The organism is Shewanella sp. SM21 (genome assembly GCF_025654335.1).
GTDB classification, from domain to species: domain Bacteria; phylum Pseudomonadota; class Gammaproteobacteria; order Enterobacterales; family Shewanellaceae; genus Shewanella; species Shewanella oncorhynchi.
In genome coordinates, this window is the sequence record NZ_JAKKRL010000008.1 from 17,232 (window position 1) to 33,707 (window position 16,476).

Annotated in this window: 9 protein-coding genes; 6 read left to right on the forward strand and 3 right to left on the reverse strand. The window is 44.4% G+C overall.

The window, feature by feature from the left end; translation table 11 throughout:
- Nucleotides 1-6: 6 nt before the first annotated feature.
- Nucleotides 7-3,423 (reverse strand): chromosome segregation protein SMC, encoded by a 3,417-nt coding sequence (locus L5L94_RS12085; RefSeq protein WP_263163327.1) that lies wholly within the window; start codon nucleotides 3,421-3,423, stop codon nucleotides 7-9.
- Between the two features lie 198 nt (nucleotides 3,424-3,621).
- On the opposite strand from L5L94_RS12085, the gene cysZ reads away from it, so the two are divergent.
- Together cysZ and L5L94_RS12095 are read left to right on the forward strand one after the other, a co-directional pair.
- Nucleotides 3,622-4,401 carry a sulfate transporter CysZ gene (cysZ, locus tag L5L94_RS12090; RefSeq protein ID WP_131523549.1) on the forward strand — a complete coding sequence of 260 codons (780 nt, stop codon included), beginning with the start codon at nucleotides 3,622-3,624 and terminating at the stop codon, nucleotides 4,399-4,401.
- Nucleotides 4,402-4,545: 144 nt separating this feature from the next.
- Nucleotides 4,546-6,987 carry a DUF5916 domain-containing protein gene (locus L5L94_RS12095; RefSeq protein WP_411569221.1) on the forward strand — a complete coding sequence of 814 codons (2,442 nt, stop codon included), beginning with the start codon at nucleotides 4,546-4,548 and terminating at the stop codon, nucleotides 6,985-6,987.
- Nucleotides 6,988-7,087: 100 nt separating this feature from the next.
- Here the strand turns inward: L5L94_RS12095 and L5L94_RS12100 are convergent, their stop codons facing one another.
- Together L5L94_RS12100 and L5L94_RS12105 are read right to left on the reverse strand one after the other, a co-directional pair.
- Nucleotides 7,088-8,209 (reverse strand): beta-ketoacyl-ACP synthase III, encoded by a 1,122-nt coding sequence (locus tag L5L94_RS12100; protein WP_028760965.1) that lies wholly within the window; start codon nucleotides 8,207-8,209, stop codon nucleotides 7,088-7,090.
- Nucleotides 8,206-9,405 (reverse strand): RDD family protein, encoded by a 1,200-nt coding sequence (locus L5L94_RS12105; protein ID WP_263163331.1) that lies wholly within the window; start codon nucleotides 9,403-9,405, stop codon nucleotides 8,206-8,208. The genes L5L94_RS12100 and L5L94_RS12105 overlap by 4 nt, the downstream gene beginning before the upstream one ends.
- 250 nt (nucleotides 9,406-9,655) lie before the next feature.
- On the opposite strand from L5L94_RS12105, the gene cysK reads away from it, so the two are divergent.
- The 4 genes from cysK to L5L94_RS12125 all read left to right on the forward strand — a co-directional run bounded on the left by cysK (nucleotide 9,656) and on the right by L5L94_RS12125 (nucleotide 16,459).
- A complete protein-coding gene (gene cysK / locus L5L94_RS12110) occupies nucleotides 9,656-10,624 on the forward strand; it encodes a cysteine synthase A (protein ID WP_113940761.1) in 969 nt (322 codons plus the stop codon).
- A gap of 202 nt (nucleotides 10,625-10,826) precedes the next feature.
- Nucleotides 10,827-11,900, forward strand: a complete 1,074-nt coding sequence (locus L5L94_RS12115) for a methyltransferase (protein WP_263163333.1) — start codon at nucleotides 10,827-10,829, stop codon at nucleotides 11,898-11,900.
- 152 nt (nucleotides 11,901-12,052) lie between these two features.
- Nucleotides 12,053-13,051, forward strand: a complete 999-nt coding sequence (locus L5L94_RS12120; protein WP_263163334.1) for a TDT family transporter — start codon at nucleotides 12,053-12,055, stop codon at nucleotides 13,049-13,051.
- 693 nt (nucleotides 13,052-13,744) lie between these two features.
- Nucleotides 13,745-16,459 (forward strand): TonB-dependent receptor plug domain-containing protein, encoded by a 2,715-nt coding sequence (locus L5L94_RS12125; RefSeq protein WP_263163336.1) that lies wholly within the window; start codon nucleotides 13,745-13,747, stop codon nucleotides 16,457-16,459.
- Nucleotides 16,460-16,476: the final 17 nt, after the last annotated feature.

The window sequence follows — 16,476 nt, forward strand, 5'->3', positions numbered from 1 at the left end:
TTCTAGTTATCCAGCGTCAGCCATCGCCACCGCTTGCTCTATGTCTACCGCAACTATACGAGACACACCGGGCTCGTGCATAGTCACGCCAATAAGTTGATCCGCCATTTCCATGGTTATTTTGTTATGGCTGATATAAATAAACTGTACGCTCTGTGACATTTCTTTTAGCAATCGACAGAAGCGTTCTACGTTGGCATCGTCTAATGGCGCATCCACTTCATCTAACATACAGAAGGGAGCAGGATTCAGCCTAAAAATGGCGAATACCAATGATAAAGCGGTTAATGCTTTTTCACCACCCGAAAGAAGATGGATTGTGCTGTTCTTCTTCCCCGGTGGTTGGGCCATGATAGTCACGCCCGTTTCTAGCAAATCGTCGTCAGTTAACGCTAAATAAGCTCGGCCGCCGCCAAACACTTTCGGAAATAAGCGTCCGAGATCTTCGTTGACTGAATCAAATGTCGTCTTAAAGCGGCTTCGGGTTTCCTTATCTATTTTACGGATCGCTTCCTCTAAGGTTGCAAGCCCTTTATTTAAATCGTCATCTTGATGATCAAGATAAGATTTTCGCTCACTTTGCTGTTCAAATTCTTCGATCGCCGCAAGGTTAATGGCACCTAAACGAACAATTTTCTGCCGTATTTGATCTAAATCACTCTGCCACTTGTCTGGCATCCCCTCTGCGGGCAAGTTTCCAAGGATTTCAGACAGAATGATTTGCTGTTCCTGTAAGGCTTCCAGCTGACTATTCGCTTGGCCTTTTATTCCTTCACGACGTAACTTTAACGTGCTCAGGCTTTGAGTCAAGTCCTCAAGCTTACCAAGCTCTTGTTTTTGCTTTATTCCTATACGGTTTAATGTGTCTGTGAGCACACTTTGCTGCTGACGAACCTCTTTTAAGCCCTGTTGTTGCTCATGTTGTTGCTTTAGTAACTGCGTTAACTGTTCAGTCAGCTGCCCACTATTTTGCACCCCACTCAATTGGGCAACTTTGGCAAGTTCTGTTAACACAGACTCGCGGGAGTGGATGAGTTCATTGACACGCACTTGCTGTAATTCAATTTGCTCCGTGCTCACGGCCATGCGCATCGTCACGGCTTGCAAACCCGTCGCAGTGGCTGATAATTGACGTTCTACCTCAGTAATACGCCCTTTTAATGCTTGATGGCGCACACTATCGGCCTGCGTGTCTTGGATGAGTTGCCGTTGAATATCTTCACTTGCCTGCAGCGTCTCATCGAGCTCCATTTCTTGTTCTGCTAATAATTCGCATTGCTCGCTTAAGCGTTCAATATCAATCAAACTCGTACTTAAAGCCGCGTCGAGTTTACTTTGCTGTTCGACGCGCGCCTTCACTTGCTCGATTAAACCACTAAGCTGCATCGACTTAGTCGCTTTGTCTAACTGCAATTGATGTAATTTTTGCGCGCCATAGGTCAGTTGCAGTCTTTGTTGCTGCAAAATAGCCGCAAGATCTGTCATCTTGTCTTGCCGAATCTGCAGGGATTGTTGCAAATCGAGGATATTTTGCGCTAACTGAGCTTGCTCTTTACTGAGTTGCACCAGTGACTGGGCGCCCTCTGTTTTCGTGATTAAAAAACCTTGTCCCAGTAGATAACCGTCGGCAGTGACAATCCGTTGATCGGATGTTAGTTGTGGCAGCAGTTCTTTAGCTGCATGGATATCCTTTGCCCACTTAAGCCCCGCTAACCAAGGGGCGAGATTCACCTTAGCCTGTAAAAATTCACTTTGGTTTGATTGTGACGCTAATGCTTGAAACCCCATTTCAGTTTCAGTGACGCCAACGGGCAAGGTCAACAAGCCATTTAGGGCGAGTTCGGCCGCGGTTTCCCAACCATTTTCAACGGTTAAACTCTGCCATAACTGCGGTTTATCACTCTGCTGTTCTTGCTTAGTCAACCACTGTTCAACCAGCTCATGGCGCGCTTTAGTCGCAGTTAATTGCTGCTGAATTTGCTCAGCGCTATGGCGGGCTTCATCTAAGGCTTGCGTACTTGCACTTACACTTTGTTCTTGCTGATGATTAATTTCATTTTGCAGTGTGAGCGCATCATCCAAAGACTCAATATCTTGCTGCAATGGTGTAATACTCGATGCGAGATCACCATCCATTAACGCCGAAAGTTGCGCCTGCTGCTCACGACTTTGCTGCTGTTTGTGTTGCTGTAATTGCTGCTGATGCGCTAACTGGCTGCGACGCAGTTCAAGCTGCAACTTATGCTGAGAAACATCCGCGGCCTGTTGGCGCGCCACTTCGGCCTGCTGCTGACTGCGTTCTATGCTCATTTCCCATTGGGATTGCAGCTCATCCATGAGCTCTTGTTGCTCATCATGCTGTGGCCCAAGCTTGGCAAGCTCAAGCTCTAACGCACTAAGACTCGCTTTATAGCCGTTAAGCTTATCGGTGTTTTGTTGGATCTGCTCTTTGACTTGCGCCAACTGGGTTTCGAGCTGGGCGTCGCGCTGCTTTTGATTCTGTAGCTGTTGCTCTAACTTAGCGATTTCAGTACCGGTCAGATAATAGGCCTCAACCGCTCGCTGCTCTTGCTCCGCCAGTTGCGCGAGTTGCACTTGCAGTTCAGTGGTTTGTAATTCATCGGTTTGCGCGAGTGACTGCGCCGCCGCTTGCTGTACTTCAATAGCACTTATCTGCTCAGATAGGCTCGCCATCTGATCTTGCAACTCTTGATAGCGCATCACAAGGAGTTCAGCATGGGTCTTACGCTCGGCCTGCTTAAGCTCACGATATTGCTTAGCGGCTTTAGCCTGCTGCGCGAGTTTATCTAACTGCTTACCGAGTTCACTGCGAATATCGCCCAAACGCTCGAGGTTTTCGCGGGTATGGCGAATACGGTTTTCAGTTTCGCGCCGACGCTCTTTATAGCGGGAAATCCCAGCGGCTTCCTCAATAAAGGTACGCAAGTCTTGGGGTTTAGATTCAATCAGGCGGGAAATAGTGCCTTGCTCGATAATGGCATAACTTCGCGGGCCAAGACCTGTGCCCATAAACAAGTCGGTAATGTCTTTACGACGACACTTTTGACCATTGAGAAAATACCAAGACTCACCGTCGCGGCTCACTTGACGCTTAACGGCGATTTCTTCATAACTGGCATACTGACCAGCGAGGCGACCTTCTTTGTTTTCAAAAATAAGTTCAACACCCGCCACAGACACAGGTTTTCGCGCGCTTGAACCGTTAAATATCACATCAGCCATAGAATCACCGCGTAGGTGCTTCGCCGAGCTTTCACCGAGCACCCAACGCACTGCATCGATCACGTTCGATTTACCGCAGCCATTTGGGCCAATAATGGCGGTTAATGCCTGTAAAAAAGGAATTTTCGTGGGATCGACAAACGACTTAAAGCCGGCAAGTTTTATCTGTTTTAATCTCATGGTGCCAGTTAGCGCGTCTCTGAAGTCTGGCCCGAAAATGAGCCGAGCGGTGTAAATGCATTTATCGGCCAACTTTAACAAAGCAGGCAGCATTTTGTAACGCTTTTTATTGAATTCATGCGGCTTTTAGCTTGTCATCTGTCCATGAGTTGATCACAATCGCATATAGCTGTCGCTTAACTTTTTTGGAAAAACGATATGACACAGAAAAAAACCTTGCCCTTCCCAGCCAAAAGTGGCGTTAATTATTTTCTCGATGGCTTTGGTTTAATCACACGTAAAGGCCTGCGCACTTTCGTATTTATTCCGCTAATGATTAACCTTCTGCTGTTTGCTGGCGTCATTTATGTAGCCATAGGCCAGTTAGATACGCTATTCACTTGGATGAATGCGCAGCTCCCTGAGTACTTAAGCTGGTTAAACTTTTTACTTTGGCCACTCGCCGTCACCACTATGCTGGTGATGCTTGCTTTTGTATTTAGCTCCGTCATGAACTGGCTCGCCGCCCCCTTTAATGGTCTGTTGGCTGAAAAAGTCGAGCAGTTGTTAACTGGTAAGCAGCTGAATACCGGTTCTGGTATTGATTTAATCAAAGACTTACCTCGTATCCTTGGGCGTGAGTGGATCAAACTCAAATACTATCTGCCCCGCGCACTGGTATTTTTGTTATTGTTTTTAGTGCCTATGGTAGGCCAGACGCTGGCGCCGATTTTATGGTTTCTGTTCAGCGCTTGGATGATGGCGATTCAGTACTGCGATTATCCCTTCGATAACCACAAGGTCAGTTTTAAAGATATGCGCTTTGCCTTGAATCAAACCCGTGGCACCAGTTTTAGCTTTGGCGCCACTGTGACGCTATTTTCGATGATCCCCATAGTCAACTTTATCGTCATGCCAGTGGCGATTTGTGGCGCGACGGCCATGTGGGTCGATAAGTATCGTGAAGCGTATCGCAACCATGCAATCGCACCCGAGTAGTAACACCAGCAGTGCTGAGTCATGGCTCAGCACTGCTCCCCAATTTTTTTAGACCCAATAATCCAATCATGTTTCGCCTCGTTAAAATCAACGCAAACCTTGTAACAATTACTCGCTATTGTTAACTTCACGTTTTCTGGCAAAATGCGCGCCACGAATGTGTTATTTGAGTCTTTTTTGTTGAAATCAATCTTAGCCATAATCTTATCTAGTCTTACTTTTCTACCTGTAACTTGTCTTGCTGGCTATGCCAGCCAATTTCAGTTAGCCATTCCAACACTTAACAGTGCTGCCAATATCGACGGTGAGTTGGACGATGCCATTTGGCAACAAGCCGCAGTCACAGAGCTCAAATACGAAACCCAACCAGGGGAAAACATTGCCGCATTAGTGAAAACCGAGGCGCGAGTCTATGCGACTAAAACCAGTCTTTTTGTGGCATTTACTGCCAAAGACATTAATCCCAAACTCATTCGGGCAACCCTCAAGGACAGAGACAAGCTGTGGAGTGATGATTTAGTCGGAATTAAACTCGATACTTTTAATAATGCCCGTTTAGCATACCAATTTTTTATTAATCCCCTTGGCGTGCAATTAGACTCAATTGAAAACGAATTAACGGGTGAAGAAAGCGAAGCATGGGATGGGATTTGGAAATCCGCAGGCAAGATCACCGCCGATGGCTATCAGGTCGAAGTCGAATTACCACTGAGACTGTTCAACTTTGACGACAAGAAAAGCCTACAAGAATGGGGCTTTGAGTTAATTCGTTATTATCCACGCAATGAAAAACATCGCCTATCGACCCATAAGATTGACCGAAATACGAGTTGTCAACTTTGTCAGTTAGGTGTGGCTTCTGGCTTAGCGGGGGCAGAACAAGGACAGGATGTACAAATCACCCCGACTTTTATCGCCAACCGTAACGAACATAAACAGGCGGATGGCTGGGAAGCAGATAACAATCTCGAGCCAGGTGTAGACTTACGCTGGGGCATTAATTCCAGCACCTTACTCAATGCCACCATTAATCCCGATTTTTCCCAAGTCGAATCTGATGCTGGCCAGCTCGATGTGAACAGCACTTTCTCCTTGTTCTATGATGAGAAACGGCCGTTCTTTTTGGATAATAAAGACTATTTCGACACACAGGTGAATCTGCTGCACACCCGCAATATTGTTGCACCAGACTATGGTATAAAACTGACAAGTAAGAGCGATGATCATACTTTAGCTCTGCTAGCGAGTAACGATAGCCAAACCACGTTTTTGGTACCGGGAAATTTAAGCTCAGAAGTTGCCTCGCTTGATCAAGAAAGTTTGAACCTTGCGGGACGTTATCGTTTCGACATGAGCAAAACCTTCTCCATCGGTGGATTACTTACCGCGAAAACGAGCAGTGACAACACTCACAATGGTACAGCAAATAACCCACACTATGGGATTAACAGCCAACCCGATTACCACAACTATGTCATTAGTCTGGATGCGAAATATCAACCAACACCACAGGACAGTTTCACTGCGCAAGTGGCCCAATCAGATACTCAGTACCCCACGGGAGTTTATCGTCAATTTTGTACTGATACTGAAAATGACCCTAGTAATGGTTTGCCCTGTGGCCAATCTCAGCTTGATTGCGAACTCGGTCACTGCCAACTCAACGAACAAGTATTACGTAGCCAATCTGATAGCCGCTTTGGCGGCAATTTATATCAGTTAACCTTTAAACACGAAGAGCGAAATTGGTTTGCTTACAGTGAATACAACGCAGTTGATCCCGATTTTCGTGCCGATTTAGGCTTTGTCGAAAAAATCGATTACCGCACCTTTGAGGCTGGTGCGGGTTTGATTTGGTATCCTACGGGCACCTTTAACAAGGTGGAATTAGCGGGAGATTGGGATATCACTCATAACCAAGCAGGCGAACGACTTGAAGAAGAGTATGAAGCCTACATCGAAATCCTCGGCGCATTACAAAGCGAAATCACCTTTGGTGTAGAAACCCGTGAACGTGTGGGCCCTCGCCGCAATGCTTCACAGCTCACTATCGCCGGAAATAGTCAACTATATGATGAAACCCAAGTGTGGTTTTATGGCGCAGTAACCCCGTTATCGCCCCTGAGTATGGAGCTTGAAATGTACTACGGCGATGAAATTGATTTTATCAATGATAGGCTGGGCACTCAAACGCAAATGAACCCGAGTATCAATTGGAAAATTGCTAATGGACTTTCTATCGATATCTCCCATCTTTATCAGCAAATGGATCTGGAACAAGGTGCGCTTTTTACCGCGAATCTGAGCGATGTACGCCTCAACTGGCAATTCAGTCTACACAGTTTTATTCGCCTTTCTAGCATTTACACCCGGATAAATCGCAATGTGGCGCAGTATTTATATTCGGCGCCGCAGAGTGAGGAAGCGCATTTAGGCAATGAGCTCCTCTACGGTTATAAACTCAATCCGCAGAGTGTATTCTACCTCGGATACTCTGATAGTTTGCAGGCTAATGATGAGTTAAGCCGCCTGACGCGGGACGAGAAAACCTACTTTATGAAGTTAAGTTACGCATGGCTGCTATAAACAATCATTGCCTTAAACAGAAAGCAACTTAGGCAAACAACTGACATAAAAAAGCCCACATCTTCCTCGATGTGGGCATTTTATTATGGCGGTGAGAATCTTAGACCTTCTGCAGAATAACACTGCCAATAGAATATCCTGCGCCAAACGAACTCAATAAACCTAAATCGCCAGTCTTAAAGTCACCGGAAAACTTATGAAATGCAATCACAGAACCCGCGGAAGCCGTATTGGCGTATTCATCTAGTACCACGGGCGCTTGTTCCGCTGACACATCATCCCCAAGCAACTTTCTCACCACAAACTGATTCATGTTGATGTTCGCTTGATGTAACCACAAACGTTTGAAGGACTGTGGCGTTAACGCTTGTTCGGCCAGATGTTCATCCAAATGTTGGTAAATCATCGGCAACAGCTCTTTAAATACCTTGCGCCCTTGTTGGTGGAATAACTTATCGGCTTGATGGGCCGCACTCGGATCGCAGCGATTCAAGAAACCGAAATTACTGCGAATATTGTTCGAGTAATCGGTAAAACAGCGGCTTGAGAGGATCTTAAACACATGGTCAGACTGGGCTAAGCTTTGTTCTTCCAGTACCAGAGCCGTCGCCACATCACCGAAGATAAAATGGCTGTCACGGTCGCGATAATTCACCTGTGCCGAGCAAATCTCAGGGTTGATCACTAACACTCTTGAGGCAGAACCCGTAGCAATGGCATTAGCCGCGGCGACAATTGCAAACGTCGCCGATGAACACGCTACCTGCATGTCGTAACCATAACCCCGCGTACCCAGTGCACGTTGAATTTCAATCGCCATAGCAGGATACGCACGCTGAGTATAAGCACAGGCAACAATCACTAAGTCAATTTGCTCAGCTTTGAGATTGGCATTCTTTAGTGCCATCAAGGCAGCTTCAAGGCCAATCTCAGCCTGCATAGATAATTCGTCACTGCTGCGCTCAGGAATTAGCGGCATCATGACTTCGGGATCCAGAATGCCCTCTTTCACCATCACATATCTGTGCTTGATACCTGAGGCTTTTTCAATAAACTCGCTCGATGAATAGGACAAAGCCGCAACATGGCCTTGCTCAATTAAGCCTGCATTTTCAAGATTAAAAATATCCACATAAGCATTGAAGCTCTCAACTAAGGCTTCATTGGAAATACTGTGGGGCGGCGTAAATAGGCCACTCCCCGAAATGACGACCTGTTTCATAAATGCTCCAAACGGGTACTGGTTGTAAGGTGAGCAGAGGATGCATCATCACTCGTAAGCACAGGTGCTAACTCATTTTGCCCCTGCGCTTGTTGCTCTAATCGTTGCTTTTTATGCATTTGCACTAAGTCTATCACGACTGTTGAAGATATTTTATCTTGGATCCCCTGCCGATTGGCATCCCAAAATATTTGCATAAAGCCAAGTAAGCCAGTAGTAAAGCCTGCGGCATAGCCACCATAACGGCCAAACGCGGCCCATAAACTGATGTTGGCACCATCGAGCTGGATCACCCTAATGCCCAACATCTTCTTACCTAAGGTTTGACCATCAAATCGTGCAGTAAAGACGGTAAAGTAAAACGCTGCCCAACCAAAACCCAACCCCATATCACTCAGAAAGCCTTTCACCCAAGCGACAACACTATGGGTTGTAGCTTCATCAACGGTTCTGAGGCGAGAATATTGCGAAGAGCTCACATTCACTGCATCAGCCGCACTTTGCAGCTGTACATCCGGCGAAATAGCTTGAATAGGCTGAAGTGGCTCAGGCGGAGAATCTGTTGTCGCCAACTCAACAGGAAGTGTAATAACAGGCCATAGGCTGCCATTAAGCACCTCCGCCTGTAACTTTTCACTGTCTATGGCAGGCAAACTACTGTTGGCTATGGTTGCTAGCACTATTTCACGTTGATCATTTTCTGTCATGCCCTTTGATCCTGAAGCGCTTTTTATCGCTTCATGTAGGGATTGAACTTGAGTTTTACCACAAGCATAATTATTGCACTGGCTCAACGACATCAATGCTGGTAGTGACGTAATGATTTGTTCACCTAATGCCAATTGTTGCTCTACTCCCTCACTGCTTTTAACGTCTGATCCATTAAAATCAAACAGATTATTGGCGGTTGTCAGCAACATAAAAACCAACATCAGGGCATAAAGTCCCCACTTTAATAAACGACCAAACTTACGACTGCGCTTTTCAATCCAGATAATACTGACCACCAGCAAGACAAACATCCAATCCATCTGCTCAGCTAACACAGTGATCAGCAAACCATCAATCAGTATGGCTAACATCCGCTTCAACGGTGTCGCCAATGGGGTATATAACACGGCTGCTGCAATGGTAAATGCCTTTGGTGTTACCATCGTTTTTGGATCTTTACCCAGATCCATTTGTTGCTGCTTCATCTTTGCGCTTGTCCGATACGAGTGATAGGCTAGTTTTACGATTGAGACATCAAGAAGTTATCCCTGTTAATGCCACAATCTTTTTTATGTTAGCAAGAGGTTAACACAGTTAAACTGGCTGCCAATCAGGGTTTGCGAATAACAGCACACCCTTTAATAACCAAATCGAATAAAGAAGAACAAACAATCACTTCTAAAAGCGCCACAGCAGATTATGATTCAGTAGTGCCAACATAGGAGCAAGCAATCCATGAGCAAAATTTTCGAAGATAATTCATATACTATTGGTAATACACCGCTAGTACGTTTAAACCGTGTTAGCCAAGGTAAAGTGCTGGCCAAAGTCGAAGCCCGTAACCCAAGTTTCAGTGTTAAATGCCGTATCGGTGCCAATATGATTTGGGATGCCGAGAAGAAAGGTCTATTAACAAAAAATCACGAGCTGATTGAGCCGACATCAGGCAACACAGGTATTGCATTAGCGTATGTTGCCGCGGCCCGTGGCTATAAACTGACCCTTACCATGCCAAATACCATGAGTTTAGAGCGTCGTAAACTACTCAAAGCCCTAGGCGCAACTCTCGTGCTGACTGAAGGCGCGAAAGGCATGAAAGGTGCGATTGATAAAGCGGAAGAAATTCGCCAATCGGCTCCTGAAAAATACATTTTATTGCAGCAGTTTAATAACCCTGCTAACCCAGAAATCCATGAAAAAACCACAGGTCCAGAAATCTGGAATGATACCGATGGTGAAGTTGATGTGTTTGTTGCCGGTGTAGGTACTGGCGGTACAATTACTGGCGTAAGCCGTTACTTGAAAAAAGTGGCCGGTAAAACCATCACCTCAGTTGCGGTTGAGCCAGCAGATTCCCCTGTTATAGCTCAAACCTTAGCGGGTTTACCTGTGCAACCAGGGCCGCATAAAATCCAAGGTATTGGTGCAGGCTTTATCCCAGGTAACTTAGATTTAGAATTGATTGACCGTGTTGAGGCTGTAACTAACGATGAAGCCATCGACATGGCCCGCCGCTTAATGCAAGAAGAAGGCATTTTAGTGGGTATTTCATCGGGTGCCGCCGTTGTCGCCGCCAACCGCATCGCTGAGTTGCCAGAGTTTGCAGGCAAAACCATTGTGGTGATTTTGCCATCGGCTGCCGAGCGTTACCTATCTTCAGTCTTGTTCCAAGGCCAATTCGGCGACGAAGAAAACGTTCAATAAACGACGTTTTATCGTCCTTAAAATACCCAGCTTTGGCTGGGTATTTTTATTTATGGCATTCCATTATTTAGATCTCGATTACAGAGCATAAACAAGTTACTGCTCAAGTTTGGATACAGCTCATAGTTTTTTGTATCTCAACTGGCTTTCACGGCTAACTTGGTTATAAAGAACGGACCGGCTCGCCAATTCATTCCTTTTTATGTCTTTTTACCGAACACCAAGTAACATCAGCGCCTTCAATGCGAAATTTGAAGCTCAAAAAATTGCCTTTGGCCCCATCAGCTTTCAAGTCGCCCACTGCCTACTCAAATTCGATGTGCTAGCCCAAATAGATAACGCGGCCGATCATGGGATCACTGCGGCCGAGTTAAGGCAATCCACCCCACTGAGTGAATATGCCTTGGGGGTATTGTTGGATATGGGACTCAGTATGGGTTTAGTTTGGCAAAATGAAAATGGCTATGTCCTCGACAAAACGGGGCACTTTTTACTCCATGACGACATGGCCGCCATCAATCTTAACTTTGTGCAGGATGTTTGCTATCAAGGCCTTTTTAACCTTGATACCGCGCTACTCGAAGGCAAGGCCGCAGGACTTAAGGTGTTCGGTGACTGGAATACCATCTACCCCGCCTTAAAAGATCTACCACCCAAAGCGAAACAGAGCTGGTTTGCCTTCGATCATTACTATTCGGATCATGCCTTTCCACAGCTTCTGCCATTAGTGTTTGCCCATAAGCCAAGCCATTTAGTGGATATAGGCGGCAATACGGGAAAATGGGCACTGAGCTGCTGTGATTATGACGCAAACGTTGAAGTCACGATTATGGATTTCCCGGGGCAACTAGAGGTAGCCACACAAAATGCACTCGCACGAGGTTTTGCAGCGCGCGTGCATACCTTTGCCACCGATCTGCTGGACGACTCCCTACCCTTTGTCGAAGGCGCCGATACTTACTGGATGAGTCAATTTTTGGATTGCTTCTCAAAAAGCCAAATCCTGAGCATTTTACAACGCACGGCAAAGGCAATGACATCAAGCAGCCAACTCTTTATCGTCGAAACCTTTTGGGATAGACAGCCATCGGCCGCCTCCGCCTATTGCGTAAATGCCACTAGCCTCTATTTCAGCGCCATGGCCAATGGCAATAGCCGCATGTATCACTCTAAGGATTTATTGGCCCTGCTTCACCAAGCGGGACTGTATGTGGATGAAGATACAGACAATCTTGGCCTAGGGCACACGCTACTGCGTTGTAAACTCAAACCTTAAGTTTAATAACAACATCAAAGTAAACAAAACTTATGCAATGAATAAAATTAATCAAATTTATTTATCATTGATACCCGCAGTACACTAAATACATCAAAACAGCGCCCCAAAAAAGCGATGTTAAGCATTGTCAGTATTGAGAGGTATTCAAAATGACTTCAAAACGCAAACGCTGGACATCCCACGCAGCTAAACTTCCCAGCCCTATGGCTGGGTTGGCACTGGCAATTGCCAGCTTAGGTTGGACATGGGAGAACATGACACCTTCACTTAATGGCGCAGGACAACTCACAGGTGCCATCATAGCCTCTGTGTTACTGTTATTGCTCATGGGTAAATTCATGCTTCATCCTAACATTTTAAAGGACGAGCTAAGTCACCCTGTGATTGGTAGTGTGATCCCCACCTTCGCCATGGGCTTGATGGTGGTGTCTAAATCACTCGGCGATTATTTCCCCCATGCAGGCTTAACTCTGTGGCTAGTCGCCATTGGTATCCATGTGATCTTCCTAAGCGCGTTTATCTACTATCGCGCCATTGATTTTAAACTCGAGCACATGGTTCCAAGCTGGTTTGTACCACCCATTGGCATTATCGTCGCGGCGGTGTCTTTCCCTGTGTCTGATTACCAATGGTTAGCAAACGCCATTTTGGTTTTTGGAATGTTAGCCTACTTAATCATGCTGCCTTTGATGCTCTATCGCCTCATTTTCTGTCAGGCGATACCTGATACCGCTAAACCAACCATTGCCATTCTCGCAGCTCCCGCCAGTTTATCACTCGCGGGCTATCTGACTGTTTGTGAGCAGGCATCAATTCCCTTAGTCGCCTTACTACTGAGCATCGCCATTCTGATGACCAGCATCATCTACTTGGCCTTCTTTCACCTACTAAAACTGCCCTTTAGCCCAGGCTACGCAGCCTTTACCTTCCCTATGGTGATCGGTGCAACCGCCCTCTTTAAAACCGCAGCTTGGTTAACGCAGTTCAATAGCATGGGTGAGTTAGCGATATGGATAAAATACTTAGCAGAATTCGAACTGGTAATCGCCACCTTAGTGGTTGCCTATGTCGCCCTACGTTATTTAGGACACTACTTTCCACTGCAATTTAACGTGGTAGAGCAAAAATCAGTTCTAAATAGCAAATAAACAGAACCGCTTTTTGTAAAAATAATTAACCATACAAATGAATTGTTCACTCAAAAAACTAAACAATAAACCGAAAGCGAAGTGAATAGATATTCACTTCGCTTTTGTATTTAAACAGTCAAAATTAAATAATCAGAAATAGCATTTGATTAGTTTTTATTCTTTACAACATTTCATTCCATAATTTTACTTCTAGCTTACTGACGCGGTGTAAAAATATCACCATACAAAATTAAACCGCATGAAAATCCTTATTGATAACACTCCTCAATCATCCAATCTAAAATATATGGAATGACAAACCATATCGTTATTAATTCTTACTTTTTCACATAAAATAGTTTCAAACTATTATTGAAAACAACAAAATTAAAACACAATAAAACAAAAAATTAGCAACAATAAAAAAACACAAAGAACCAATAATAAAAACAAAAAGCCAAATAAAAAACAAAACCCTCAGATTAAAACCTTATCTGCCACCGATTACACACACACCCTACTTATATCTGCATTTTAAAAAGAGAGTAAATAACAAATTTTAAACAAAACTCCAGCATGACCAATGTTGCACTTGTTATTTTCTTGTGGTTATATCCTGAACTCAATTAAATGAGAGCTTAATTCTTTACATAAGTAACCATTTAAGAAAAATAAAAAATAAACATACAACATGTGTTAAGGGAGAATAAAATGCGTGCAAATTCTACATTAGCCAAAGCCGTTCGCTTTGCATTAATAAGCGGAGCAGCTACTGCCGCGTTAACCACTTCGATAGTATATGCAGCTGAAGATGGTGCCAAAGTTGAACGTATTGAAGTAACAGGTTCACGTATTAAGCGTACCGATATGGAAACCGCAACCCCAGTTACAGTACTAAGTGCTGATGATATGGCAAAACAAGGTTTTACTAACGTACAAGATGCATTGCAGAGCCTGACTTCAACAACAGGAGCAATGACAACTCAATCAGTACATGGTTTTACACCAGCTGCGTCATCAATCAGTTTACGTAATGCGGGTGCAAGCAGAACGCTAACATTGATTAACGGTAAACGTCTCAACCAATATCCTAAACCAGCAGGTGGTACAGACAACTTTGTTGATACCGCAAACTTACCAATGGAAGCTGTTGCTCGTATTGAGATATTACAATCTGGTGGTTCAGCAATTTATGGTGCAGATGCTGTTGGTGGCGTAGTAAACATTATCTTAAAAAGAGATTTTGATGGCGTCGCATTAAAATATCGACATGGTGATACTACTGAAGGCGGTGGTGGAAGCGATCGAATTGCGCTATCTCTGGGTTCATCTTCCGAACGTGGTAACGTCTCAACCTTCATCGAATTTACTGATACTGAGCGTTTGAATGCAACTGATAGAGCTGTTTTTGGATTAGATACAGACAAAGTACCTTATAGTAAATATTCACAATACAGCTCATATGGGGCTGGCATTACAGGTAAAAAACCTGCTGGTGGAACGACACCAAAAGGCCAACGTGTCCTCACTGCGAGTGAATGCGAAGCGAGCGGTTTTCTTTGGACAGGTAGCGCATGTGGCTTTGATCGCTCAAAGTGGCGCGATCTATCACCAGAAAGCACTCGTTTTATCAGTTCAACGAACTTTAACTATGAACTTGCAGATAATTTGAACTTTGTAGGACGTCTTGATTTTGCAGAAGCAAAATCAACAACACGTATCGAACCTATGGGTATCGATAACTACACAGTCAATGTTGCAGGAGACAAAGTAACTTTAGGTGTTGATTTAGATGATTCACTGACAAAAACATTCGACAAGAATACAGGTCTTGGTGGAGATTTTAAAAATGCCGAAAATGGTGACTACAACTATATTCGTCGTTTGCACGAATTCGGCAACCGCGCAGGAGAAACAAGTACCCGTAACTATTTCTTCACCGCGGGCTTGGAAGGCGTGATCGCTGATGATTATAGTTGGGATACATCCGTAAATTACGGCCGTACTAATGTGGATGTATTCAATAGTGGCTTTGCGACTGTGGGTGGATTATTTAATTATCTAGCTCAAGGTACTGACGGTAAATCACTGCTTGCGCCTATCAGCACAAATGATGTCAGCGGTATAGCGTACACTCCGTTTGAAAAAGCTCAATCAACTCAAAAAAATATTCAAGCAAATATCACAGGTCCAGCATTTGAACTGCCAGCAGGTTCAGCAGACTTTGCTTTTGGGGCAGAATATACCACTCAAGACTACTCATCAGAATCTGACTCAGAATCTGTTAAAGGCAATATTCTAAGCCGTGGTGGTTCATCAGGTGCTGGTGAGCGTTCATACTGGGCAACCTATATGGAATTAAAGCTTCCAGTTCTTGAGGACTTAACACTTGATGCGGCCTTACGTTATGACCGATATGATGATTTCGGTGGAAATTTGTCGCCTCAATTAACCGTAGAGTATCGTCCACTTGATGAATTATTAGTTCGTGGTTCTATCAGTAAAGTGTTCCGCGCACCAGATATGCATCGCGTATATGGAGATGCAACTAAAGCATATAGCAATATCATTGATTTTAAACAGTGCCAAGCTCTAGGTGGAACTCCATCTCAGAAAAATCCAGATCCAACACTGAACAAAATCTGTAATGAACTCAATATTGATATCACTACTGGTGCTAACAAAGATCTTAGCGCTGAAACAGGCTATACAGCCAACATAGGTGCTGTATATGGTGGCGATAGCTTAAATGCTTCACTCGATATTTGGGAGTGGAAACTGGATGACATGGTAAGTGACATCTCTGCAAGCAAAGCTGCTCGTGAATATGAAACTTATGCAAACATGATCACCCGTGACGCATTAGGTACTATTACTCACATTAATACCGTCGCACAAAACCTTGCTTATCAGAAAGTTCGTGGTATTGACTTAACCACTGGTTACGGATGGGATGTCGCTGACTTTGGTGAGTTAAAACTAAACTTTAATGGTACTTATATTCTTCTTTCTGAAGGACAAACAGATCCTACAGCTGCAATTGATGATGACATCGATGATGGTGGTTTACCGCAATATAAAGCCAATATCATTTTAGGTTGGTATATAAACGATTTTGAAACAACTTTAGGCGCTTACCACACAGCAAGAATGCATGGTGTTGGATATAAATCGTTTAAAAAAGCTGCATTAGATAAAGGTTTGGCATTCGATGAAAGTGCAAACGAAATTGCATCACAAACGAAGTGGAACTTAACATCGGCTTATAACATCACAGACGCAATTAAAGTGACTGGCGGTGTAATGAACTTATTTAATGCTGGACCAAACTTTGATCCAACAGATACAGCCTGGCCACACTATAACCGCTCATCATATGATGCGCGTGGTCGTGAATGGTTTATCGAAGGCGAAGTTAAATTCTAATATGGTGTTGATTAGTT